The following is a 24,183-nucleotide window of genomic DNA, read 5'->3' as shown; positions in this document are numbered from 1 at the left end:
AAAAAAGTTTAAAATTTCTGTAGAAAAAGAAAAAACTTCGCCATCTTTCGACTGCAAAGTCCTTTAAATACTATATTTACGACGAATTTCGCGTTTTTGATCTCTTTCTTTAATCGTTTGACGCTTGTCATATTCTTTTTTACCTTGACCTACGCCAATGAGTACTTTTGCAAAACCATGCTTTAAATAAACTTTTAGCGGAATAATCGCAATCCCACGCTGAGATTGTGCCTTAGCTAAACGGGCAATTTCTTTTTTATGTAAAAGAAGACGTCTGCTTCTAAGGGGATCATGATTATAACGATTACCCTGCTTGTATTCACTAATATGCACATTTTCCAAATAAGCCGAGCCGCCATATACTTGAACGTAACCATCACGCAAACTAACTCTTCTAGCACGAACAGACTTAATCTCCGTTCCTGTTAACGCAATTCCCGCCTCAAGCGTATCTTTAATAAAATAATCGTGTCTCGCTTTTTTATTTTGCGCGATCAAATTATCATTATTTTCTTTTTTCATAGAATCAATCCTTAATGCTTAAAGTCTCTGCGATTTCTTCTATTGCCGTTGCCACGACCGCGATTGCCACGTCTATTGAAATTACCATTACGACCGCCACGATGACCATGATCATTGTGGAAACCACGATTGCCACGACGGCGATTATTCATGCCGCGATCACTATGCTTTCTCTTAGGCGCATTAGGATCATAAACTTCAAAGTCTAGCTGATGCTGTTCAACATTAGCATTAATAAGGGTTACCTTAATCGGCATCCCCACCTTGTATTGTTTATGCGTTCCGCGTCCAGTTAAAGTCAGCGATTTTTCATTAAAGCTGTAAAAGTCATCGGTTAAGTTCGAAATGTGGACCAAGCCTTCAACGGTATTTGGCAATTGAATAAACATACCAAAACTAGTGACTGAAGAAACAACCGCGTCAAAATGTTGACCTACTTGGTCAGCCATATACTCAGTCATCTTCAAATCGTCGACTTCTCGTTCAGTATCGATAGAAACTCTTTCTTGCGTTGAAGTTTGTTCAGCTACTTCTGGTAAGTAACTTGCAAAGTGCTCTTGTACTTCTTCACCGGTTCCTTGCTCTTGATAAGCATGAATCATTCTGTGTACCATTAGATCAGAATAACGTCTAATTGGTGAAGTAAAGTGCGTGTAGAACTTAGCAGCCAAGCCAAAGTGCCCTAATGCTTCTTCTGAATAATGGGCTTGCTTTAAGCTACGAAGCATCATCATTTGCACTACTGCTTCTTCAGGCGTACCAGTAGTTTTAGAAACAACTTTTTGCAAATCAAGTGGCTTCACGTTCTCTGGATCAGCATGAATATTTAGCCCGAATGCACTGCAGAACACAAAGAAGCTCCTAATTCTTTCTGCATCAGGCGTTTCATGCACACGATACAAGAATGGAATATGCTTTTTAAAGAAGCCTTCTGCCACGGTTTCATTGGCCATTAACATAAAGGATTCGATCATTTTTTCGGCAGTGCCGCGTTCATGCAATACAATATCAGTTGGTTTGCCTTGATCATCAACAATAATCTTTGCTTCTGGTTCTTCAAAGTCAATTGCACCACGCTGATGACGTTGCTTATACAAAATAGCATGCAAATCTGCCATTTCTTCTAGCATTGGACGCAACTTGACGTACTTATCTTCTAAGCCGTCTAAGTCGCCCTTAAGAGTCTGGTTTACCTTGTTATAAGTCATACGGCCATGTGAGCGCATGACAGAAGGATAAATCTTATAGCCTACGCGTTTACCTTCTGGCGTAATTTCCATGTCACAGGACAAAACAAGCCGATCTACGCCTTCATTCAAGGAGCAAATTCCATTAGAAAGTCTAAACGGCAACATTGGAATTACTCGGTCAACCAAGTAAGTACTATTACCACGTTGAAATGCTTCTTCATTTAATGGGGTATTCTCTGTAACATAATGCGATACATCTGCAATATGAACACCTAAATGATAATTGCCATTCGGCTTTTTCCATAAAACAACGGAATCGTCAAAGTCCTTAGAATCATCCCCATCAATAGTAACAGCTGGCTGATCCGTAATATCGACTCTGCCCTTCTTTTCTTCCTCGGTAACATGATCAGGTATATTATTGGCCTGCTTCATTGCATCTTCTGGCCAATCAGTCCGTACGTCATGAGCTGACACGATTGACATAATGTCAACGCCAGGATCGTTCTTATTGCCAATGATCTTAATTACCGCACCAGTCATTGATTCAGGATAATCTTCTTCAGGATAATCCTTGATGGTTACCTTAACCATATCACCCATCTGCGGCATTAAGCCATTTTCTGATAAGTATACCCGATATTTATGCAGCTTCTTATTATTGCTCAAAGCATAGCCGATAAATGGACTGATTTTCCTTTGCTCATCAGTTAACGGATGAAACTCACCAACCAAGCTATCAATTCCACGTTCAATGATTTCAATGATTTGACCCTCTGGTCCCTTGCCATTCCATGGATTGCCGCCTGCCGTAATTTTGACCTTAACGCGATCACCATCAACTGCATACTTGGTATAATCAGCTGCAATGAAGACATCATCAACTTCTTCATCATCTAGCTTAACAAAGCCGAAGCCTTTGTCATTTGCTCTAAATGAGCCTTCAACAATAGTATTTTCTTGGGCCAATTGGTATTGTCCCTTACCATCAGTGATAATTTTCTTTTCATGCTCTAAAAAAGAAAGAGCCTTAATCAATTCAGTAAAATTACCTAATCTCTCACGACGTGCTTCTCGTTCAATCTGATCAACACGATATTGTTTTTGTGGATTATGGCGAAAAATTTCTAAAACACCGGCCAAAATTTTTTCGTTTTGTGCCATGTAATTGTTCTCCAATCTTTAATATTTACTATAAAAAAAGCCCCCCTATCACTTTTTGATCGGGAGGTACAAAATTTATTTTGAAGACATGAAAGCTAAGATAATAGCAAAAGCGAAAAAGAAAACCAATAAAACTGAGGTTACTTTTTCCATAAATGCTTCAAAACCACGTTTTTTGGTTTGACCACTAAAAACGGCACCGCCAGATAAGGCGTTTAATGCATCTTGTTGTTTTTGTGGCTGCATCATTGTCGCAATTACAATTAAAATTGAGACAATGATTAGTAGCGTCATAACTAAATTATACAATGCGCTGCCTCCAATACACACATACGATTTACTTATCAAGTTTATCACAAACTATCAAGTTTTGCAGTTATTTTTTCAATTCTGGCGCATCAGTCTTAAAATCCTTCTGCGTCGTTTTCTTATGATTTTGATACCATAATGACGTCTTACTTGGATCGTCAAATAAACGTTTTAACGATGGCGTCTTATTATAGTCATAATCTTTAGGTTTAACCTTTTTAAACCATTTAGGACGATAGAAACGCAGCAAGTTGCCATTAATTACACGATCAGATAAAGATAATTGCGTCGTAACTTCATTAGAAATTGAAGTCAACTTCTGCTTTAATTTTTTGTCTGGCTTAATTTCTTGACCAGTCTTCGTATCATAATAATCGCTGCCAACCTTCGAATACTCTGGCGTAATAAAATCACCATTTCTTTGAGCGACAATTTGCGGAACGTCTTTGCCTAACAGATTATGGCCAAACTGGATTGTGTCTTTATCCTTAATACCTAATAAATTAAGCAAGGTTGGCAATACATCAATCTCACCACCGTAAGTGTGGTTAATGCCGCCCTTTAGCCCCTTCATATGGAACATCAACGGTACCCGCTGAAATTGCAAATTATCAAAGTCATTAAACGAATTTTTCTTTAGCAATTCAGCACTAGCCTTATGGTGATTGCCGGAAATGCCATAGTGATCGCCATAGAAGACCAACAGTGTCTTTTTATCTAGCCCTGTCTTCTTCATCCAGCGCATTAATTCACCGATTGCTTGATCCAAATAATGAGCAGTTTGAACATACCCGTCTACAGTTTCATCACCTGTATCCGTTTTAGCAATTGACTGATTCTTTTTGTCCAAATCATACGGGTAATGATTGGTAACCGTGATCATCTTTAAATAAAATGGCTGCGGCAAGCGTTCAATATATTTAATTGATTGATCAAAGAAAATCTTGTCCTTTAAACCATAACCAATATAATAGCCAGGTTTGTTTTTATAAAATGAAAGCGGCATAAAATATTGATAGCCAAATGACTTATAGGCATTATTTCTATTCCAAAACGATCCCGCACCACCATGCATTACAGCCGTGGTATAACCAGCTTGCTGGTGCAAAATTGCCGGAGCACTCTCAAAAGTATTGGAAGTGCCATACGTGGACATCGCGCTACCAGATTGCAAACCAAACAATGAATTTTCTAACATCATTTCAGCATCAGAGGTTTTACCCTGACCTACTTGGTTAAAGAAATTATCAAAGCTGATTGTGTCTTTTTGATGATAAAGCTTATTTAGATTTGGCGTGACTTCTTTGCCTTTCCACTTATAGCCAATCAAAAACTGTTGAAAGCTTTCTAAGTGAATAATCAAGACATTTTTGCCCTTCGCTACACCAGTATACTCTGGATTAGGCTTAACCCGATTTTCTTTCAAATATTTTTTAACAGTATCCAAGTCAGACACTTTGGCTTTAGCCATCTGAGCACTAGTTTGAGCAGTCTTAAAGCCATCATAAATGGCATATTCGTTCATCCCCAAATACTTAACAATATAATTATTGTCAAAAGTTCTTGTCAGCAAGCCTGAACGATCTTTTTCAGCCATAAACAAGTTAAGCCCCATTAAGCTGACTGCCAATGCTTCAATTAATAAATTGATTTTCAGTTTTAAGGGTCGAATATCAATTTTAATGACTTTAGTCAATAGCAAGACAATAATAGTCGCAATATCAATAAAAGCTAGAAAATCGCTAGCCAATGTGATTCCAGCGATACTCTTACCTAAATTATCTGAGGTTGAACCTGAAGTCTTAATAATCGAAAAGGATAAAAAATTCGAGAATTCACGATAATAAAGAATATTGGCGAATAGCCATAAAGTCAGCAAGAAATCAATGACTAGAATAATCCAATATGATTTTCGCCCTTTAAAAAATAAACCAATACCCAATAACAACATCCCTGAAGGAATAGGATTGATTAAGAGCAAAAATTGCTGCATCGGACCAACTGCACCTAAGTTAAACTTGGTTAAGTAAATAAAATACGTTTTTAGCCAAAACAATACTAAGACAATCGTAAAAAAGCCAAGTTTAGTTTGTGTTAGCCATTTAAAAAAAGACTTGGTACGCTCCATCACTTTCTCCTTTCATTTCGATATCTTATCTTACTACTGATTTAAGCAAGACACAGTTATTTTAAGAAAAATTAATTACTTTTCCAGATTCTTGATTTTTTTAGGTTTAAAAATCCAACCAAAAATCCCCAAAATCATACCAAAGAAGTAAGTTGAAAAGCGCCAAATAAACATTGCTAAGATAAGAGCACCATGTGATGAAATGAAAGTTGAAAACAACGTTTGAAAACTATATTCTGCACCACCAGATGCACCCGGAATCGGAATAATTGCCATAAACATGATAATCATAATATTCATCTGGGTTACATTGGCCCATGAGCACGGAACATTGAGAGCAGTTAAAACCATAAATGGAATTGAATAAAAGAAAAGCAATTGCAAAACCGTTAAACCAGAAGCAATCAACAATTTCTTTTTTTCTTTTTTCAATTTTTGACTTTCTGTATAAAAAGTATCAATTTTTGCCAAAGTAGCTGCGCGCCATTTCTCCACGCGCTGCTTATTAATGAATCTAGCTAATAAATTCATTAACCAATTAGTCGTATTTTTAGTAAAACGATAAGCAAACATAATTGCTAATAAAAATGCAATTGAACATACGTGAATTAAAAAACCTATGCCAATAAAAATTGCGAGACCAGCAAATTTGGTCATCACCATATGAAAGCCAAAAATAATGGTTGAAACATAGGCAAATAGAACTACAACCTGATAAATAATAAATTTCATCAATAAAATTGAAGTTGAACGTCCACCTTCCATGCCCATTTGTATCATTGCCGCTAATTGCGATGGCTGACCACCAGTCGACATTGGCGTAATGGCATTAAATAGTGCCTGAATAATCGGAATACGTAAAAATGACCAAGCTGATCTTTTAGGTTCACTTTTTCTCTTGGCTAGAGTTGATAGGATTCCAGCTTCGCATACATAGGACAATAACATCAAACCAAAGACCATTGCTAAAGCACAAACATTAAGCCCATGAGCTGCTTTTAAAATTTCTGTTAATGGTGTTTGTTTTAAGTCTGTATAAAGCACAAAGGCACTGATCGCTAAAACGATCAAAATGCCCCATAAATGTTTTTTGTTCATTAGTGAATTTGCCCTAACTCTCTACCCAATTTGTATTGTTCGTGATAAAAATCATCCCAAATTTGGGCTAAATGTTCTTCTGAATATTCCTGACTTGCTTTAAGCGACAATTCACGATATTTCTTCAATAATTGTGGCTCTTTAACAGCTTTTTGTAAAAGCTGATTCATTTCACCAAAATCTTTACCGCTCATGTAATAGCCAGCAATAATTGCTTTATAAAGATCTAAATCACGCAATAAAACTGGAGTCCCGCAGCTAAACGCTTCAAGTACTGACATTGGGAACAATTCATCATATGATGGCAAAACAAATAAGTCAGCAATATTTAGATACTTAACCAGTTGAGTTCGGTCAACTATTCCTGTAAAAGTTAAATTCTTAGGTGGATTATCTACCATTTTTTTGAAATGATCATAGCCATCCGTGATTTTGCCAAAAGAAAAGCCGCCTGCCCAGATAAACTGGACATCAGGATTAGCGATTGCCATTTTAACAAAATCATCAACGCCTTTACGCTCTTGTACTTGACCATCACCGAAAACGACAAACTTATCTAATGGAATTCCTAATTGATGTCGAAAAGCATTTTTACTAGCTAAGGATTCTTCATAAAATTCAGTCTTAGAAACAAAGTTAGGAATATACTTCACTTTATCCCGATCAATACCATAATCAACTAATTTATCAATAAAAACTGGATTAACTACTACAATTTGATCCATCCGTTGATAAAAATCGATCACGTATTGGTAAAAGATCTTTTTAGCAAAGCCAGGTAACTTAATCGAGCCTTCAAGCGTATCTGGCAAAAAGTGAACATAACCAATCTTACGTCCTCGCGCTGGTGAAAAACTATTAGCATAATAAGTTGGATTGATTGTATGGTAATGCGTCAAGTCACTATTACCATATTTATTGATCGTTACATAATATTTTTCAACTAACCGAGTTCTCAATAGTTTAATTAGTTCATTATATGCAGAACCAACACCTTGCCCCTTAACCGAATCAGCTTCTGAGAACATATTAATTCTAATCATCTATACCTCTTTTTATTCTTATTCATGTTTAGGCTGGTAATGTTCAATTGCATATTGATAAAAATCGCAAACATTAGTTGCAAATTGATCTGCGGAAATTTTTTGCAATTTGTTTTGTAAAATCTCTTGCGGTATTCTTTTACGTCCCTGTTTAAGCAAAGCAATAATTTCATCCTGCATCTCACTTTGAGTAGTAAAGGTGCGACCAAAAATGCCTTGATCAAAAATATTTTCAGTATAGTCAGTATCATAAACTACACAAGGCGTACCAGCAGCCAGCGCTTCAATATAAGTCAAACCTTGGGTTTCTGTATCACTAGCTGAAACAAATAAATCGGCCATGCGATAATAGTTCCCTACATCGCCATGATCAACATTACCAGCAAAAATGACATAATTTTCTAAAGTCAAGCGTTCAACTTGATCTTTTAGTACCTTAACATCAGGTCCATCACCAGCAATTACAAATTTTATATTAGGAAAAACATCGACAATTGCCGGCATTACATTCAAGATATGATTAATTTTCTTTTCTGCGGCAATTCGACTTAGAGTCAAAATTACTGGTGCATTTTCAGCAATCCCTAACTCTTGACGGACATCACGCTTAGCATCGCCATTCATGCCCTGCAAATCTACTCCAGTAGGAATTACCCTAATCGGAATTTGCACGCCATAACGACGCAATAATTCTTCAACTCGGCCACTTGGAGCAATACAGCCATCCATATTTTTTAAATAGCTTTTAACAAATTGCTTAACATGATATGGGCGAAGCAAGTGCCCGTTCAAAATGTAATGCAAGTAATCTTCGTACATCGTATGATAAGTATGAATAGCAGGAATATCTAGCTGATGAGCAACGTACTTGCCAATTGTACCTAACGCAAATTCTGTTTGTGTATGTACAACATCCAAATTTACTTCTTTAGCAACTTTAGTAGCTTCAAACAAACCTCTAAAGGCAATTCTACGATCTGTAAATGAAATGAATGGTATACTACTGAAACGAAATACATTCGGCTCCACCGTTCCCTTTTTTACATTAGGATCTGTAGTTGTAAAAATAAATACATTATGCCCCTGTCGTTCCAACGCATCTTTTAGCGTTTTAATTGAAGTAGCTACTCCACTTATCTGGGGAAAATATGTATCGGTATAAAGACCAATATTCATTTAAATACCTCCATATATAGCATTATAAAGATTAGTCAAGATATGTGCAATTTATAATGGAAAATCAAAGCTAGAAAACAAAAAAGCGATTCAAATTAATGAATCGCTTTATAAACAATAGCGGTGATCGGGGTCGAACCGATACGTCCGTAATGGACACCAGATTTTGAGTCTGACGCGTCTGCCAATTCCGCCACACCGCCAAAATATTAAACTAAATAATCAACTTACTCAGTTGATAAGGCGGAGGTCGGATTCGGACCGACGATTAAGGTTTTGCAGACCTCTGCCTTACCACTTGGCTACACCGCCATAAGTATAAAATTATTTAGATTGGGATAGCTGGATTCGAACCAGCGCATGTTAGAGTCAAAGTCTAATGCCTTACCACTTGGCTATATCCCAATACTAGGGCGGAATGTGGGATTCGAACCCACGCATGCCGGATCCACAAACCGGTGTGTTAACCCCTTCACCAATTCCGCCATGAAGGTTAAACAGGGATAGTAGGAATTGAACCCACATCAGCGGTTTTGGAGACCGATGTACTACCATTATACGATATCCCTATTATGGAGGAGGGTGGATTCGAACCGCCGAACTCAGAGAGAGCGGTTTTACAGACCGCCGCGTTTAGCCACTTCGCTACTCCTCCAGCTTGATGGCGCGGGACGGAATCGAACCGCCGACACAAGGAGCTTCAATCCTTTGCTCTACCAACTGAGCTACCGAGCCATCTTACGGTCCATGTCAGATTTGAACTGACGATCTTCTCCGTGACAGGGAGACGAGATAAACCACTGCTCCAATGGACCAAATTGCGGGAGCTGGATTTGAACCAACGACCTTCGGATTATGGGCCCGACGAGCTACCAGACTGCTCCATCCCGCGATAATATTAAGGAGGATGTGGGATTTGAACCCACGCGCGGCAGAACCGCCTAACGGTTTTCAAAACCGTCCCCTTAAGCCACTTGGGTAATCCTCCATTAGCTGTAAGTGCCAAAAAATATTTAATTAATGGTAAATGACCCGTACGGGATTTGAACCCATGTTACGGCCGTGAAAGGGCCGTGTCTTAACCACTTGACCAACGGGTCATATCTCTTAATCAAGAGCACTTAATTATAATAACTAATCATCTCTCAAAAGTCAAGAACTTTTTTCAACTTCTTTAATTCAAAAGCTGATTAGTTAGCTCTCAATCACAACGTATTTAATAGTACTAGATATCTAATTAAAATGCAAGAACTTTTTACATTTTTTGTTAATTATTTAGTTTATGCCGTAAAATATGGATTCTAAGCTTACACTATTCTGGAGTACCCCTTCAAATTAGTCTAATATTTTATTTACTTTTGTGCTAAATATTCTGCTAACCTTAATTAATACTCTGAATAAAATCCAATACTCATCGTAATTTTGCCTTAAAGCAGTTTTGCAAGTTATTTATGTCCTCTGCTACCAGAACCTCTTTAACTCTATCAAAAAGCCTCTAAATACTCTTAGAAAATATAAATATTCTATCAATCAATTAAAAATCTAATAAGCCAATATTATCATCTTATTATCACTGAAATCTTCTTGTTTTTTATCAAATTTCGATCAAAAAAGCAGAGTAAAACAAAAAGAACCGCACAGCCATACGATTCTTTCATAATAAAAAATAATATCTACGGAGACAGAGAGATTCGAACCCTCGCACCGGAATAACCCGATCTACACCCTTAGCAGGGGCGCCTCTTCAGCCACTTGAGTATGTCTCCAATGGGCCTAAATGGACTTGAACCATCGACCTCACGCTTATCAGGCGTGCGCTCTAAACCAGCTGAGCTATAGGCCCATGAAAGCGGGTAACGAGAATCGGACTCGCGACTAAAGCTTGGAAGGCTTTCGTTTTACCACTAAACTATACCCGCACCTAATATAAAAAATGAATGGCGCGGGACGGAATCGAACCGCCGACACAAGGAGCTTCAATCCTTTGCTCTACCAACTGAGCTACCGAGCCATCTTACGGTCCATGTCAGATTTGAACTGACGATCTTCTCCGTGACAGGGAGACGAGATAAACCACTGCTCCAATGGACCAAATTGCGGGAGCTGGATTTGAACCAACGACCTTCGGGTTATGAGCCCGACGAGCTACCAGACTGCTCCATCCCGCGATAATTAATTATAGTAATCATAAATGGACCTTGTAGGACTCGAACCTACGACAGGACGGTTATGAGCCGTCTGCTCTAACCAACTGAGCTAAAGGTCCAAGTTTACAATATAGCGGCGGGGGGGATCGAACCCTCGACCTCCCGGGTATGAACCGGACGCTCTAGCCAGCTGAGCTACACCGCCAAAAATGTAACTAATACCATTAGATTACAATCGGGAAAACAGGATTCGAACCTGCGACCCCCTGGTCCCAAACCAGGTGCTCTACCAAACTGAGCCATTTCCCGTTCTATGCGCCCTGAAGGATTTGAACCTTCAACCTTCTGATTCGTAGTCAGACACTCTATCCAGTTGCGCTAAGGGCGCATCATCAATGCCGGGGATCGGAGTCGAACCGATACGGTTGAAACCAACCGCGGGATTTTAAGTCCCGTGCGTCTACCAATTCCGCCACTCCGGCGTGTTGATGAAAGCGGAAGACGGGATTCGAACCCGCGACCCCCACCATGGCAAGGTGATGTTCTACCACTGAACTACTTCCGCAAATTATAAATGCCGATTATACGACTTGAACGTACGACCCCCTGTTTACAAGACAGATGCTCTACCAACTGAGCTAAATCGGCAAATTTGTCAATATGACTGGCAAATACGGGTGGTGGGACTTGAACCCACACGTCCGAAAACACTAGAACCTAAATCTAGCGCGTCTACCAATTCCGCCACACCCGCAAATTAGGGTCATGAGCCGTGAGGGACTTGAACCCTCGACCCACGGATTAAAAGTCCGTTGCTCTACCAACTGAGCTAACGACTCGATATGGAGGATACAGGGCTCGAACCTGTGACCTCCTGCTTGTAAGGCAGATGCTCTCCCAGCTGAGCTAATCCTCCATATGAGCACGGCAGCTTCCTTTCCTCGCAGGCAGTTGCCCACCAACTACTTTCGGCGTTAAGAAGCTTAACTTCTGTGTTCGGCATGGGAACAGGTGTATCCTTCTTGCTTTCGCCACCGTACTCTTTTGAGCTACTACGCTCAAAACTAAACATAATCCTTCTCGCAAAAAACCTTCACAGCTTGCCTTTGCTTTGGTCAAGTCTTCGACTGATTAGTACTGGTCCGCTCCATCCTTCACAGGACTTCCACTCCCAGCCTATCTACCTCATCGTCTCTGAGGTGTCTTATTGCTTGCGCATCGGAAATCTCATCTTGAGGGGGGCTTCGCACTTAGATGCTTTCAGCGCTTATCCCTTCCGCACATAGCTACCCAGCGATGCCTTTGGCAAGACAACTGGTACACCAGCGGTGCGTCCATCCCGGTCCTCTCGTACTAAGGACAGCTCCTCTCAAATTTCCTACGCCCACGACGGATAGGGACCGAACTGTCTCACGACGTTCTGAACCCAGCTCGCGTGCCGCTTTAATGGGCGAACAGCCCAACCCTTGGGACCAACTTCAGCCCCAGGATGCGACGAGCCGACATCGAGGTGCCAAACCTCCCCGTCGATGTGAACTCTTGGGGGAGATAAGCCTGTTATCCCCAGGGTAGCTTTTATCCGTTGAGTGATGGCCCTTCCATCCGGTACCACCAGATCACTAAGTCCTAGTTTCCTACCTGCTCGAGTTGTCTCTCTCGCAGTCAAGCTCCCTTATACCTTTACACTCTGTGAATGATTTCCAACCATTCTGAGGGAACCTTTGAGCGCCTCCGTTACGCTTTAGGAGGCGACCGCCCCAGTCAAACTGCCTACCTGACACTGTCCCTGACCTGGCTTACAGGTCGAGGTTAGAGCATCCTTCAAACAAGGGTAGTATCCCAACATTGCCTCCAGCAAGACTAGCGTCCTGCTTTCCTTGGCTCCTACCTATCCTGTACATGTTTAAAAGATACTCAATATCAAGCTACAGTGAAGCTCCATGGGGTCTTTCCGTCCTGTCGTGGGTAACCCGCATCTTCACGGGTATTATAATTTCACCGAGTCTCTCGTTGAGACAGTGCCCAAATCATTACACCTTTCGTGCAGGTCGGAACTTACCCGACAAGGAATTTCGCTACCTTAGGACCGTTATAGTTACGGCCGCCGTTTACTGGGGCTTCAATTCAAACCTTCGCTTGCGCTAAGCTCTCCTCTTAACCTTCCAGCACCGGGCAGGTGTCAGCCTCTATACGTCATCTTACGATTTTGCAGAGACCTGTGTTTTTGATAAACAGTTGTTTGGGCCTATTCACTGCGGCTAGCCCTTCCGGGCCAGCACCCCTTCTTCCGAAGTTACGGGGTCTTTTTGCCGAGTTCCTTAACGAGAGTTCTCTCGCTCACCTTAGTGTTCTCCACTCGACTACCTGTGTCGGTTTGCGGTACGGGTATGTACTTTCTGGCTAGAAGCTTTTCTCGGCAGTGTGACTGCTGCACCTTCGCTACTTTAACTTCGCTCCTCATCACGACTCGCGCTTTTTGGCTAGAAGCATTTTACTCTTAGCCACGCTTGTCGCTTGAACATCGATCCAGCTCGATGCGTGCTTTGCCTCCTGCGTCCCTCCATCGCTCTTAACGATTGTACACAGTACAGGAATCTCTACCTGTTGTCCATCGACTACGCCTCTCGGCCTTGCCTTAGGTCCCGACTTACCCTGGGCGGACGAGCCTGCCCCAGGAAACCTTAGTCTTTCGGCGGACAGGATTCTCACCTGTCTTTCGTTACTCATACCGGCATTCTCACTTCTAAGCGCTCCAATGATCCTCTCGATTCACCTTCGCCGCACTTAGAACGCTCTCCTACCACGTGCTCTTTAAAACACATCCACAGTTTCGGTATTATGCTTAGCCCCGGTAAATTTTCGGCGCAGCGCCACTCGACTAGTGAGCTATTACGCACTCTTTGAATGATGGCTGCTTCTGAGCCAACGTCCTAGTTGTCTACGCAACTCCACATCCTTTTCCACTTAGCATAAATTTTGGGACCTTAACTGGTGATCTGGGCTGTTTCCCTTTCGACTACGGATCTTATCACTCGCAGTCTGACTCCCGTGCATGGATATCTGGAATTCGCAGTTTATCTGGATTTAGTAACCCCTGACGGGCCCCTTGTCCAAACAGAGCTCTACCTCCATTATCCTCTCCACGAGGCTAGCCCTAAAGCTATTTCGGAGAGAACCAGCTATCTCCAAGTTCGTTTGGAATTTCACCGCTACCCACAGCTCATCCCCGCAATTTTTAACTTACGTGGGTTCGGCCCTCCAGTGCGTTTTACCGCACCTTCAGCCTGGCCATGGGTAGGTCACTTGGTTTCGGGTCTACGTCAATCAACTTCTCGCCCTCTTCAGACTCGCTTTCGCTTCGGCTCCGTCTTTTCTGACTTAACCTTGCTGCTTAACGTAACTCGCCGGTTCATTCTACAAAAGGCACGCCATTGCACCTTAATGTGCTTTGACTACTTGTAGACACACGGTTTCAGGTTCTCTTTCACTCCCCTTCCGGGGTTCTTTTCACCTTTCCCTCACGGTACTGGTTCACTATCGGTCACTAGCTAGTATTTAGCCTTGCGAGATGGTCCTCGCGGCTTCAACCGGGATTTCTCGTGTCCCGGCCTACTCAGGATTCTGCTCGGCGCGCTTGAGATTTCGCTTACGGGGCTCTCACCCTCTCTGGCTTACCTTCCCAGATAATTCGACTATCTCTTGCGCTGCCTTATTGCAGTCCTACAACCCCAATTGATAAATCAACTGGTTTGGGCTCTTTCCTCTTCGCTCGCCGCTACTAAGGAAATCGATCTTTCTTTCTCTTCCTGCAGCTACTTAGATGTTTCAGTTCACTGCGTCTTCCTTTTAATGCCTTAACAGCATTAAATGATGCATTCCTGCACCGGGTTCCCCCATTCGGATATCTCCGGATCATTGCGTACTTACCGCTCCCCGAAGCTTTTCGTAGTTAGTCACGTCCTTCTTCGGCTACTAGTGCCTAGGCATTCACCGTGCGCCCTTTTCTACTTGACCTTACTCAAGAATTCTCTTCTCGGTCGCTCTTGCAATCTGTTCTCTTTGATTTTCTCGGTTTTTTGCTTGGATTATATTCAGTTTTCAATGTACTAGCTCTTTGATTCCCCTTTAGGAATCAATGGAGGCTAACGGGTTCGAACCGATGACCTCCTGCGTGCAAAGCAGGTGCTCTCCCATCTGAGCTAAGCCCCCCAAACATTTTTTCAGCCAGACATAACTCTAACTCTTTTGGCGCGTTATGTCAATGGGCCTAAATGGACTTGAACCATCGACCTCACGCTTATCAGGCGTGCGCTCTAAACCAGCTGAGCTATAGGCCCGACTTTTTTACGCTTGGCGTTTCTTTATTGAGGTACTACCCTCAAAACTAAACAAAGTTTCTCAGTGTGCTTCCGTTTGCTTTAGTGGCTTCCTTTAGTAGTCTTCCCTACTCTCCGCCACCTCTGCTTCCTTAGAAAGGAGGTGATCCAGCCGCAGGTTCTCCTACGGCTACCTTGTTACGACTTCACCCCAGTCATCTGCCCTGCCTTAGACGGCTCCTTCCTTGCGGTTAGGCCACCGGCTTTGGGCATTGCAGACTCCCATGGTGTGACGGGCGGTGTGTACAAGGCCCGGGAACGTATTCACCGCGGCGTGCTGATCCGCGATTACTAGCGATTCCAGCTTCGTGCAGTCGAGTTGCAGACTGCAGTCCGAACTGAGAACAGCTTTCAGAGATTTGCTTGCCTTCGCAGGCTCGCTGCTCGTTGTGCTGCCCATTGTAGCACGTGTGTAGCCCAGGTCATAAGGGGCATGATGACTTGACGTCATCCCCACCTTCCTCCGGTTTGTCACCGGCAGTCTCATTAGAGTGCCCAACTTAATGCTGGCAACTAATAACAAGGGTTGCGCTCGTTGCGGGACTTAACCCAACATCTCACGACACGAGCTGACGACAGCCATGCACCACCTGTCTTAGCGTCCCCGAAGGGAACTTTGTATCTCTACAAATGGCACTAGATGTCAAGACCTGGTAAGGTTCTTCGCGTTGCTTCGAATTAAACCACATGCTCCACCGCTTGTGCGGGCCCCCGTCAATTCCTTTGAGTTTCAACCTTGCGGTCGTACTCCCCAGGCGGAGTGCTTAATGCGTTAGCTGCAGCACTGAGAGGCGGAAGCCTCCCAACACTTAGCACTCATCGTTTACGGCATGGACTACCAGGGTATCTAATCCTGTTCGCTACCCATGCTTTCGAGCCTCAGCGTCAGTTGCAGACCAGAGAGCCGCCTTCGCCACTGGTATTCTTCCATATATCTACGCATTCCACCGCTACACATGGAGTTCTACTCTCCTCTTCTGCACTCAAGAAAAACAGTTTCCGATGCAATTCCTCGGTTAAGCCGAGGGCTTTCACATCAGACTTATTCTTCCGCCTGCGCTCGCTTTACGCCCAATAAATCCGGACAACGCTTGCCACCTACGTATTACCGCGGCTGCTGGCACGTAGTTAGCCGTGACTTTCTGGTTGATTACCGTCAAATAAAGGCCAGTTACTACCTCTATCCTTCTTCACCAACAACAGAGCTTTACGGTCCGAAAACCTTCTTCACTCACGCGGCGTTGCTCCATCAGACTTGCGTCCATTGTGGAAGATTCCCTACTGCTGCCTCCCGTAGGAGTTTGGGCCGTGTCTCAGTCCCAATGTGGCCGATCAGTCTCTCAACTCGGCTATGCATCACTGCCTTGGTAGGCCGTTACCTTACCAACTAGCTAATGCACCGCGGGTCCATCCTTTAGCGACAGCTTGCGCCGCCTTTTAAAAGCTGTTCATGCGAACTGCTTTCTTATCCGGTATTAGCACCTGTTTCCAAGTGGTATCCCAGACTTAAGGGCAGGTTCCCCACGTGTTACTCACCCATCCGCCGCTCGCTTTCCCAGCGTCCTCACCGAAGTGATTCTGCTGGTTCCGCTCGCTCGACTTGCATGTATTAGGCACGCCGCCAGCGTTCGTCCTGAGCCAGGATCAAACTCTCATTTTGAAAATTAAGTTTGAATGATTGCTCATTCGATTATTTAAGATCTTTGTCTCAAATTTATTGCTTGCGAAATTGACTTCGCTTTTTGTTTGGGTTCTTACACCCGCACACTTTTAGCGAAACTTTGTTCAGTTTTCAAAGTACTACCTCTGTCCGGCTAGACCGGACAGTTCTTTAATTTTACCAAACTCTCAAAGCTCTGTCAAGAACTTTCTTGAATTTGTTTTCGTCGACCTGCTTGAGCTTTTCTGCTCTCGCCTGACGACATTTAAATATGTTACCAGCTTCTCAATGCTTTTGCAAGTACTTTTTTCATTTTCTTGTTTTTTCCTTGCTCAAGCTCTTTTATTGAAGCTCAGCCGCCTCTCTCGAAGCGATTTTATTAATATATAATACTTGAAACTCAATTGCAAGTACTTTTTTTATTAACAAAAGTCATTTCGCAAAAACGCGACTTCAATAATATACCTTACTTTCTAAATTTACACAAGACTAAATTTTAAATGATTATCTTCCTAAATCATGTTAAAGTTGTTACATCAACACTTAGAAAGGAGTTTTTAAAATTAAAAAATTCGATTTAGCAATTATTGGTGCAGGTCCAGTAGGGTTATTTACAACCCATTTTGCACATTTGCATGGTTTAAAAACAATACTTTTTGATTCCTTATCCGAAGTTGGAGGGCAACCACAACTACTTTATCCATTTAAACAAATCACTGACATCCCTACCTATGACTCAATCAAGGCATCTGAATTAATTAACAAGTTAAAACATAATTTAACTAATGAAACTAAAATCATTACTAACCATAAAGTTGAACAAGTAGAAAAAAAGTCAGATGGATTTATTATTGATAATGACTTCTTCACTCGAAGTATCATTATTGCTACTGGGGCCGGAGCTTTCAAACCCAAGGAATTACCGTTAAAGATGGATCAAAATATTTCCAAAAAAGTTCATTACTTCATCAAAAATCCACAGGATTTTGCAAACCAAACCGTTGGCATTTTTGGCGGAGGTGACTCGGCACTAGACCTAGCTTTAGAGCTAGCCAAGGTCGCTAACATAAAAGTGATCCACAGACGTGATCAATTTCGCGGCTTAGAATCAAGCGTTAATCAATTAAAATCATTAAAAAACGTTGAACTTTTGACCCCATATCTTCCTAAAACCATTGAATTAAGCGATAATCAATTACAGATCGGCCTTAAGCAAATGGGAACTACTCAAATGAGAACTGAGCACTTTGATCAAATCATTGTTGCCTACGGCTTCAGGGCTAACAACCGCTTTGTTAAAAAATGGGGTATCAATCTTAAAGGGACAAATGTTGCGGTTAATTCAACAATGGAGACTAATGTTGCAGGAATTTATGCCGTAGGTGATGTTGCAACTTATCCTGGACGCGTTCCTCTAATCGCACTTGGCTTTGGCGAAGCCCAAATTGCCATTACAACCATTATGCGGCGGCTTTTTCCTGAGAAAACTTTAACAATTCATTCAACTAGTATATAGGGGTTTTACATGACTTTAATCGATTTTATACTTCATATCGACGACCATTTAGTCACCATCGTTAATCAATTTGGCGGCTGGTCATATCTTATTTTGTTTGCAATTATTTTTATCGAAACTGGCTTAGTAGTTTTTCCATTTTTGCCAGGTGATTCGCTTATCTTTGCTGCGAGTGCAATGGCTGCCAATCCAAAATATGGTTTAAATATTTGGCTTATCTACGCAGTTGTTGCTTTTGCAGCCATAATCGGTGATACAGCTAATTACAAAATTGGCGCTTGGTCAACTAGGGCGGGAGAAAAACACAGCTGGTTCAATAAGTTAATTAATGAAAATAATCGGCTAGCTGCTGAAAAATTCTTTGAGCGCCATGGTCCAATCACGATTGTTATAGGGAGATTTATTCCATTCATTCGTACTTTTGTGCCATTCATTTCTGGCGGAAGCAAAATGCATTACGGTAAATTCATTACCTATAATATCTTAGGTGGCCTGCTTTGGACCGGTTTGTTCACCGTAATTGGCTTCTTCTTCGGCAATATTCCATTTGTTAAAGATCATTTTTCAATGATCGTGATTGCCATTATTTTAGTTTCAGTCGTGCCAATTGCTATCGTCGCCTTAAAGAAAAAAATGTCACTCAAAAAGGAGTTCCACTAAACGGAAACTCCTTTTTATTTACGTAATAATTTTTCTGCAAAATACAATTCATAGATAATCCCAGCTACTGCAAAACAAGAAGCAAAAAATCCTTCAGTCAAAACGTTGATAATAGGATCAGTACTAGGATTAAACAACCAATTGCTATTGTTGAACAGAATATGATGGAAAACTACAAAGAAACTATCAAAATTAGTCACTGCAAATGGAAAGATCACGATTGGCAACAATAAGAAAATTAATGCTACTGATTTGTCCAAATTAAGCAGTGCTTTTTTTCTTTGTTTTTTAAAAATAAAATACATTGCCAAACAAACAATGAAAACTATTACAGTGAAAACAAATAAATGCTTACACTCGGCAAAATGTTCCGCTGCATCTGGTGATGTAGGAAAATTATCCATTCTCAGGCGTTTTTTAAAGGGCCAGACAAGATAAAAAAGCAACTGGTTATAGTTATGCATAACTTTAAACAAAGACATGTGAACGGTCTCATACGTCTTCTGCACGAGCATAAAAATAAAGAGCAACGGCCAGCTTGCCACAATTGCCCCCACCACGCTGCTAGAAACAGCAAATAAAAAGTGATAAATAAGTGCAAAAATATTATTTTTAGTAATCATAACTCAAATTCATCCAGGTTATTAACCAAATAAGTTGGCTGCCGTTTTTCTGCAATATCTTCTCTTTGCGTAACCCCGGTCAGTGTCAATAACTGATCAACATTACTATTAAATCCAGCCTTGATGTCCGTATCATAGTTATCGCCAACTAAGAGGGCATCTTCTTTAGCATAGCCAGTCTTTTGCAAGGCCATATTTACAATAATCGACTCCGGTTTACCAATATACAAAGGCTCGACGCCACTTGCTGCCGCAACAAACACACACTGCGAGCCGTTACCTGGAATCAGTTCATCCCCTAGTGGCAGATTCATGTCAGCATTAGTTCCAATAAAAGTCGCACCATTGCGAATAGCTCGGGAAGCTACCCGAACCTTGTGATAAGTTAGATCCTTATCCATCCCTACAATGACATAATCTGGATGCTGCTCACTAATTTCAAACTCAGGATGCTGCAATAATTCCTTCCACAAGCCAATTTCACCAATGATATATAAGCCAACTTTCTTACGGTGATCCTGCTTTAGAATATAGCTTGCTGTTGCCATACTTGGCGTATAAACATGCGTTACATCTGTCTGTACGCCGTGTCCTTTTAATTTATCCACAACCATTTGCGGCGTCCTGGTTGTATTATTGGTTAAAAATAAATAGTCTTTTTTCTGCTCAACCAAGCGATGAACAAATCTTACTCCAGATTCCACGGTATCATCACCGCGATAGACTGTTCCATCTAAATCAATTAAAAATATCCGGTAATCTTTCACTATTTTCCCTTTCTCTTTTTAATTACAAAAGAATGATGCCGGCCCAATTTTTTCTTAACCGCGACTGATTGCTTTTTCTTAAATTTGGTCTGATGAACTCGGCGTTTTTTAAATGGATTGTTGTCATTTTTATGCCGTTTATTATAACGACGACGTTGGTGAAAGCGCTCATTTCTATTATGTTCTCTTGAATATTCACGCTTGCGTTTAGGCATTTGATGCTGATAATGCTGCACTGGATCTGTCAATTCCAAAATAAAATAAGGTCCACCAGGATTACAGTATTCTGTTAGATAATCGACGATCGCCAATTCTTTTTTATCAATTGAAGTACGCACCACATCTTTATAAAAACCTTTTAACCGCAAGTGGTCGCTAGAAACATCCCCTACCAAATAATCATATTGATCAAGATAAGGATCATATTTTTTGCGGAGCATTTTTAAATCCAGCGCATCCCGTTCATTCACCACAATCGTATATAGCTGATGATCAATCTTGATGCTTTTACCATCTTGGGCTACATCAGCAAGTGGATGACGTAAAGGCTGCTCTTTTTCAAATCTATTTTCTGATGATTGATTCTTGGAATTAGTCTCGTTTTTTTTAGTCATTTACTTCACTTCTTGTTGGTAATGGATATTTTTTAGCTAAATAATTGCCGACAACTTCACGCAAAAATTGTGGGAACAAAAATTCATTTTCACCGACAATAGCTAAAGTTGGAAAAAATGGCACTAAGACATAATGATCCAAACAGGCAATTTGATATTCTTTTTCAGGCTCAATTTCACGTCCCTTAACATAGACAATTCGCTTGCGCATATCAACTTGAATGCCTTTATAATACATTTGCCCAAAAATTTTACCGCGAAAACTCATTCCTTGCAGATGGAAATGATCCAAATAATGACGGTTCTTTTCAATTTCCATCACTAGCCGCCATAAATCGCTGCCTTTCAAAGTTGAACGAACGATATGCATCGGATGAGGCAAAGCATTTTGCAAATCATATTGCGTCAGAATTCCGCTCTTAAATGGTGTCAAAAATAAGCCTGAACTTAAAATTGCCAGATCAGTCTTAGCAAAATCAGCAATTGCATCAAGTGAAACCTGTACCGCTGCCACCTTATCATCAGCAAATTTTTCTGGCAATTCAGCTACATGATGTTCTGAAAGCAATCTTTTTCCTTTATCATAATAGCCTTGAATAATCGCCTCATCTTGCGGTTCTGTCTTCATTGAAACTGTAGGTATGGTATCGGGAACAATCTTGGTCACCTGATGATCATCATTAAGTTCAACATGGATATCGCCCACATAATTACCCCATTTACCTGTTTGAGTAATCCAAGTACCGTTTACTTTTTCGCCATGTTCGAGCAGATCATGACTATGACCACCAACTATTAGATCAATTTCTGGATAATTCTTAGCCAGCCAGCGATCCATCTTTAGTCCTACATGAGTAATCAAAATTAAAACATCATATTGTCCCTTAAGTCGATCTAATTCTTTATCCATGGTATTTCCTAGCATCTTCACGTGCCAGTGATTAGGTCCATATGTCATAGGATAAGCTGCAGTTAACCCAATTAAGGCAATGCGAGTCTTTTTCTTGGTAACTAAAATCTTATGCGTAACTGCCCACTTAGGCAAAGATTCATCCTCTTCACGTAAATTCGCCAAAACTACTGGGAAATTCGCGTGATCAAATAAATGCTCAAGCACCCAATGCGGATTAGAGATCCCTTCGTTATTGCCAATCGTAATTGCATCATAATGAAAACCGTTCATCAATTGAATATTGGCTTGCCCTTCTGTAGCATCAGTCAATGGATGAGAGCGATCCATAAAATCTCCCGCATCAAAAGTATAAATCTCATCAACAGAATCATCTGCTTGTGCCTTTTTTAAATAGCGTCCAATTTTAGGAAAATGTTCAAAATGTGAATGTAGATCATTTGTATGTAAAATTCGCCATGTTTCCATTTCTCATACCGCTTTCTATCCAATTCGATTGGCTTTCAAAATCATGTGATATGCATCCAATATTTTTCCCTTGGGTTTAGCCCATTCAACCCACTTAGGATTTTTCCAGTCATCTTCATTAGTCAAAGTCTGAAGATCATAAGTGTCATTGATATACTTTTCATATTCAATTAAGGCCTTAGTACGGGGAATATTCAGCTGCAATATTCTGACTTTTTTAATTTTGCCATGGTCTGCCGCTAATTCAGCAATCCCGTTCTGATCGATATTGGAAATTTCATAATATTGACTGCCATCATTTCTGGTAATTTCTTCGATTAAATCCAATTGTTCCATTAAATTCACCTTTACGGATTAAAAGAATAATACTATAAATAGAAAAAAATGTGTAACCATGCTATTGTAATATGCGATAGAGGTGTACACACATGAAACGTAAAAGCCAGCTCTTATGGGCTCTTTTTTTTAGCTTAGTCTTTGTAATAACTAGTGGTTTTACCGTAGTCGGACACCGCGGTGACCCAATCAAGTATCCTGAGGAAACGATTCAAGCAGACAATTCTGCTTTCAACTCTGGTGCCGATTACGTAGAACTCGATCTCCAGCTTTCTAAAGATGGGGTTCTGGTCATCTCTCATGATGACGATCTTTATCGAGTTACTCATACACATGCAATTGTATCACAAAATAACTTTGAGACGCTGAAACAGCTAAGGTATGACAATGGTGAGCATGTTATGTCATTAAACGAATTATTTGAACACTACAAAAACAAGCCTAATGCTAAATTTGTTTTGGAAACTAAAATTGATCATGGCCTAAACCCATCTTATGAACTAGAAGATAAAATTGCCCAGATAGTTAAAAAATATCATATGCAAAAACGAATTATGATTCATTCTTTTTCTGCGGCCAGTCTATTTCATTTCAGAGAAATAATGCCTGATGCTTATTTAATTTTAATCGTCGGCAGCTTAAAGAGAATCAACTTCAGTATTTTACCCCAAGTAAATGCAATTAACGCATCTTCCGATATCGTCCAGGAACATCCCTTCCTGATTCATTGGCTGCATAAATTGCACAAACAACTGTATGTCTGGGCTGAAATGGATGAATCTCCTGCTCTCTGGCACTGGCTAATCAACCGTAATGTTGATGGTGTAGTGACTAATTATCCAGCAACCGGATTTAAATATAAGTTAGCTAAAAGCGGAACCAAGAAATATGCTATTGATCGCACCGGTATTTACTTTGGCAAGACTAAAACCGCCACGATGATGAATCCCTATATCCGAATTAAAGAGAAAAAATACATCTACCCCAATCAGCGAGTAGATGTTATGTATGGTGTCCGAGTTGACGATAAGCTTTATTACCAAATTGCAGAAAAAACTTTTATTTCAGCAGAATTTGTTAATCTAGATTTACGACGAAAAGACATTGCCCCTTATCAAAATAAAAAAATTATCGCCCAGCCTAAGCAAAAAGTTGCCATCTACAGCTATCCAGACAATCAGGCTAAAACAAGCAAAATTTTACCTGCTAATCAACTATTTAAAATCCGCAATTTTAACGGTACTCCTAAAAATATGTGGCTTTATACCAAATTAGGTTGGATTAAAGCCAAAGATATTTTGTTCTATGGCTTTTTTAATCAATCGGAGTTTAAACAATACTATCTTTTGCCTAGAGTCAGTCAGTATTCCAACTTAGTCTTACTAGCATACAATCCTAACCAATTAGTTTACAATCCTACTTTTGCGGAAGCACAAAGACAAATTCTCCAAATTATTCGATGAAAAAAGATCAGCC

At 40.7% G+C, this 24,183-nt stretch carries 15 protein-coding genes, 29 tRNA genes and 3 rRNA genes; 3 read left to right on the top strand and 44 right to left on the bottom strand.

All coding sequences use genetic code 11. The features are described 5' to 3' along the window. Window positions 1–63 precede the first annotated feature (63 nt). From smpB to ICI50_RS02460, 39 genes are all read right to left on the bottom strand, one after another. Complete coding sequence (smpB, locus tag ICI50_RS02650) at window positions 64–522, bottom strand: SsrA-binding protein SmpB (RefSeq protein WP_056941268.1); 459 nt, start codon at window positions 520–522, stop codon at window positions 64–66. A gap of 11 nt (window positions 523–533) precedes the next feature. Next, window positions 534–2,876 (bottom strand): ribonuclease R, encoded by a 2,343-nt coding sequence (rnr, locus tag ICI50_RS02645; RefSeq protein ID WP_188891882.1) that lies wholly within the window; start codon window positions 2,874–2,876, stop codon window positions 534–536. Between the two features lie 75 nt (window positions 2,877–2,951). Further along, window positions 2,952–3,185 carry a preprotein translocase subunit SecG gene (gene secG / locus ICI50_RS02640; protein WP_013853644.1) on the bottom strand — a complete coding sequence of 78 codons (234 nt, stop codon included), beginning with the start codon at window positions 3,183–3,185 and terminating at the stop codon, window positions 2,952–2,954. Window positions 3,186–3,252: 67 nt separating this feature from the next. Next, window positions 3,253–5,313: an LTA synthase family protein gene (locus tag ICI50_RS02635; protein WP_056941270.1), complete on the bottom strand. Its 2,061-nt coding sequence runs from the start codon at window positions 5,311–5,313 to the stop codon at window positions 3,253–3,255. A 75-nt stretch (window positions 5,314–5,388) separates the two neighbouring features. Continuing rightward, the gene (locus ICI50_RS02630) at window positions 5,389–6,411 is read right to left on the bottom strand and encodes a lysylphosphatidylglycerol synthase transmembrane domain-containing protein (RefSeq protein ID WP_056941271.1); all 1,023 of its coding nucleotides are present in this window, start codon (window positions 6,409–6,411) and stop codon (window positions 5,389–5,391) included. After that, the gene (locus tag ICI50_RS02625; RefSeq protein ID WP_013853641.1) at window positions 6,411–7,454 is read right to left on the bottom strand and encodes a glycosyltransferase family 4 protein; all 1,044 of its coding nucleotides are present in this window, start codon (window positions 7,452–7,454) and stop codon (window positions 6,411–6,413) included. The genes ICI50_RS02630 and ICI50_RS02625 overlap by 1 nt, the downstream gene beginning before the upstream one ends. An 18-nt stretch (window positions 7,455–7,472) precedes the next feature. Then, window positions 7,473–8,630 carry a glycosyltransferase family 4 protein gene (locus tag ICI50_RS02620; protein WP_013853640.1) on the bottom strand — a complete coding sequence of 386 codons (1,158 nt, stop codon included), beginning with the start codon at window positions 8,628–8,630 and terminating at the stop codon, window positions 7,473–7,475. 118 nt (window positions 8,631–8,748) lie between these two features. Continuing rightward, window positions 8,749–8,833: transfer RNA gene (locus ICI50_RS02615), tRNA-Leu, on the bottom strand. 38 nt (window positions 8,834–8,871) lie between these two features. Next, window positions 8,872–8,942, bottom strand: a tRNA-Cys gene (locus ICI50_RS02610). Between the two features lie 21 nt (window positions 8,943–8,963). Beyond that, a tRNA-Gln gene (locus tag ICI50_RS02605) sits at window positions 8,964–9,035 on the bottom strand. Between the two features lie 7 nt (window positions 9,036–9,042). Then, window positions 9,043–9,115 (bottom strand) — tRNA-His (locus tag ICI50_RS02600). A 13-nt stretch (window positions 9,116–9,128) separates the two neighbouring features. Beyond that, a tRNA-Trp gene (locus ICI50_RS02595) sits at window positions 9,129–9,199 on the bottom strand. Between the two features lie 4 nt (window positions 9,200–9,203). Next, window positions 9,204–9,285: transfer RNA gene (locus ICI50_RS02590), tRNA-Tyr, on the bottom strand. A gap of 7 nt (window positions 9,286–9,292) precedes the next feature. Then, a tRNA-Phe gene (locus ICI50_RS02585) sits at window positions 9,293–9,365 on the bottom strand. Window positions 9,366–9,371: 6 nt separating this feature from the next. Then, window positions 9,372–9,445 (bottom strand) — tRNA-Asp (locus ICI50_RS02580). Window positions 9,446–9,448: 3 nt separating this feature from the next. Next, window positions 9,449–9,522, bottom strand: a tRNA-Met gene (locus ICI50_RS02575). 9 nt (window positions 9,523–9,531) lie between these two features. After that, a tRNA-Ser gene (locus ICI50_RS02570) sits at window positions 9,532–9,618 on the bottom strand. A gap of 40 nt (window positions 9,619–9,658) precedes the next feature. Beyond that, window positions 9,659–9,730: transfer RNA gene (locus ICI50_RS02565), tRNA-Glu, on the bottom strand. 576 nt (window positions 9,731–10,306) lie between these two features. Next, window positions 10,307–10,396: transfer RNA gene (locus tag ICI50_RS02560), tRNA-Ser, on the bottom strand. Window positions 10,397–10,398: 2 nt separating this feature from the next. Further along, window positions 10,399–10,473, bottom strand: a tRNA-Ile gene (locus ICI50_RS02555). 5 nt (window positions 10,474–10,478) lie between these two features. After that, window positions 10,479–10,549 (bottom strand) — tRNA-Gly (locus tag ICI50_RS02550). 19 nt (window positions 10,550–10,568) lie between these two features. Beyond that, window positions 10,569–10,641: transfer RNA gene (locus ICI50_RS02545), tRNA-Phe, on the bottom strand. A 6-nt stretch (window positions 10,642–10,647) separates the two neighbouring features. Next, window positions 10,648–10,721, bottom strand: a tRNA-Asp gene (locus ICI50_RS02540). Window positions 10,722–10,724: 3 nt separating this feature from the next. Then, a tRNA-Met gene (locus ICI50_RS02535) sits at window positions 10,725–10,798 on the bottom strand. 24 nt (window positions 10,799–10,822) lie between these two features. After that, window positions 10,823–10,896, bottom strand: a tRNA-Ile gene (locus ICI50_RS02530). A 12-nt stretch (window positions 10,897–10,908) separates the two neighbouring features. Beyond that, window positions 10,909–10,982: transfer RNA gene (locus ICI50_RS02525), tRNA-Met, on the bottom strand. 30 nt (window positions 10,983–11,012) lie between these two features. Beyond that, window positions 11,013–11,086: transfer RNA gene (locus ICI50_RS02520), tRNA-Pro, on the bottom strand. A 5-nt stretch (window positions 11,087–11,091) separates the two neighbouring features. Then, a tRNA-Arg gene (locus ICI50_RS02515) sits at window positions 11,092–11,165 on the bottom strand. Window positions 11,166–11,173: 8 nt separating this feature from the next. Next, window positions 11,174–11,259, bottom strand: a tRNA-Leu gene (locus ICI50_RS02510). Between the two features lie 11 nt (window positions 11,260–11,270). Next, window positions 11,271–11,342 (bottom strand) — tRNA-Gly (locus ICI50_RS02505). Window positions 11,343–11,352: 10 nt separating this feature from the next. Then, a tRNA-Thr gene (locus tag ICI50_RS02500) sits at window positions 11,353–11,425 on the bottom strand. Window positions 11,426–11,449: 24 nt separating this feature from the next. Continuing rightward, window positions 11,450–11,531 (bottom strand) — tRNA-Leu (locus tag ICI50_RS02495). A gap of 12 nt (window positions 11,532–11,543) precedes the next feature. After that, window positions 11,544–11,616: transfer RNA gene (locus ICI50_RS02490), tRNA-Lys, on the bottom strand. Window positions 11,617–11,620: 4 nt separating this feature from the next. Continuing rightward, a tRNA-Val gene (locus ICI50_RS02485) sits at window positions 11,621–11,693 on the bottom strand. A gap of 6 nt (window positions 11,694–11,699) precedes the next feature. Beyond that, window positions 11,700–11,816 (bottom strand): 5S ribosomal RNA (gene rrf, locus ICI50_RS02480). 72 nt (window positions 11,817–11,888) lie between these two features. Further along, a 23S ribosomal RNA gene (locus tag ICI50_RS02475) occupies window positions 11,889–14,791 on the bottom strand. A gap of 122 nt (window positions 14,792–14,913) precedes the next feature. Further along, window positions 14,914–14,986, bottom strand: a tRNA-Ala gene (locus tag ICI50_RS02470). A gap of 53 nt (window positions 14,987–15,039) precedes the next feature. Further along, a tRNA-Ile gene (locus tag ICI50_RS02465) sits at window positions 15,040–15,114 on the bottom strand. 135 nt (window positions 15,115–15,249) lie between these two features. After that, window positions 15,250–16,813, bottom strand: a 16S ribosomal RNA gene (locus ICI50_RS02460). The 16S, 23S and 5S rRNA genes sit together here with 18 tRNA genes alongside, the layout of an rRNA operon. A 631-nt stretch (window positions 16,814–17,444) precedes the next feature. Between ICI50_RS02460 and ICI50_RS02455 the strand changes: the two genes are divergently transcribed. Next, the gene (locus ICI50_RS02455) at window positions 17,445–18,329 is read left to right on the top strand and encodes an NAD(P)/FAD-dependent oxidoreductase (protein WP_013853639.1); all 885 of its coding nucleotides are present in this window, start codon (window positions 17,445–17,447) and stop codon (window positions 18,327–18,329) included. Between the two features lie 9 nt (window positions 18,330–18,338). Beyond that, window positions 18,339–18,989 (top strand): VTT domain-containing protein, encoded by a 651-nt coding sequence (locus ICI50_RS02450; RefSeq protein ID WP_013853638.1) that lies wholly within the window; start codon window positions 18,339–18,341, stop codon window positions 18,987–18,989. A gap of 14 nt (window positions 18,990–19,003) precedes the next feature. Here the strand turns inward: ICI50_RS02450 and ICI50_RS02445 are convergent, their stop codons facing one another. From ICI50_RS02445 to ICI50_RS02425, 5 genes are read right to left on the bottom strand one after another with little or no spacing between them, the layout of a single operon-like run. Then, window positions 19,004–19,612: a TIGR01906 family membrane protein gene (locus ICI50_RS02445; protein ID WP_013853637.1), complete on the bottom strand. Its 609-nt coding sequence runs from the start codon at window positions 19,610–19,612 to the stop codon at window positions 19,004–19,006. Then, the gene (locus ICI50_RS02440; protein ID WP_013853636.1) at window positions 19,609–20,379 is read right to left on the bottom strand and encodes a TIGR01457 family HAD-type hydrolase; all 771 of its coding nucleotides are present in this window, start codon (window positions 20,377–20,379) and stop codon (window positions 19,609–19,611) included. Before ICI50_RS02440 ends, ICI50_RS02445 begins: the two co-directional genes overlap by 4 nt. Beyond that, a complete protein-coding gene (locus ICI50_RS02435; RefSeq protein ID WP_188891880.1) occupies window positions 20,379–20,993 on the bottom strand; it encodes a YutD family protein in 615 nt (204 codons plus the stop codon). Before ICI50_RS02435 ends, ICI50_RS02440 begins: the two co-directional genes overlap by 1 nt. Then, entirely contained in the window at window positions 20,986–22,371 is a 1,386-nt protein-coding gene (locus ICI50_RS02430) for a bifunctional metallophosphatase/5'-nucleotidase (protein ID WP_188891879.1), read from the bottom strand. The genes ICI50_RS02435 and ICI50_RS02430 overlap by 8 nt, the downstream gene beginning before the upstream one ends. A 15-nt stretch (window positions 22,372–22,386) precedes the next feature. Beyond that, complete coding sequence (locus ICI50_RS02425; RefSeq protein ID WP_013853633.1) at window positions 22,387–22,707, bottom strand: hypothetical protein; 321 nt, start codon at window positions 22,705–22,707, stop codon at window positions 22,387–22,389. Window positions 22,708–22,799: 92 nt separating this feature from the next. Here ICI50_RS02425 and ICI50_RS02420 point away from each other — a divergent pair, with 92 nt between their 5' ends. Next, window positions 22,800–24,170 (top strand): glycerophosphodiester phosphodiesterase, encoded by a 1,371-nt coding sequence (locus tag ICI50_RS02420; RefSeq protein ID WP_188891877.1) that lies wholly within the window; start codon window positions 22,800–22,802, stop codon window positions 24,168–24,170. The last annotated feature ends 13 nt before the right edge of the window (window positions 24,171–24,183 follow it).

Origin of the sequence: Lactobacillus kefiranofaciens (assembly GCF_014656585.1) — a bacterium.
In the GTDB taxonomy this organism is placed as follows: Bacteria; Bacillota; Bacilli; order Lactobacillales; family Lactobacillaceae; genus Lactobacillus; species Lactobacillus kefiranofaciens.
The sequence above is the reverse complement of the archived record's forward strand: the minus strand, read 5'-3'. Positions and strand labels throughout refer to the sequence as shown.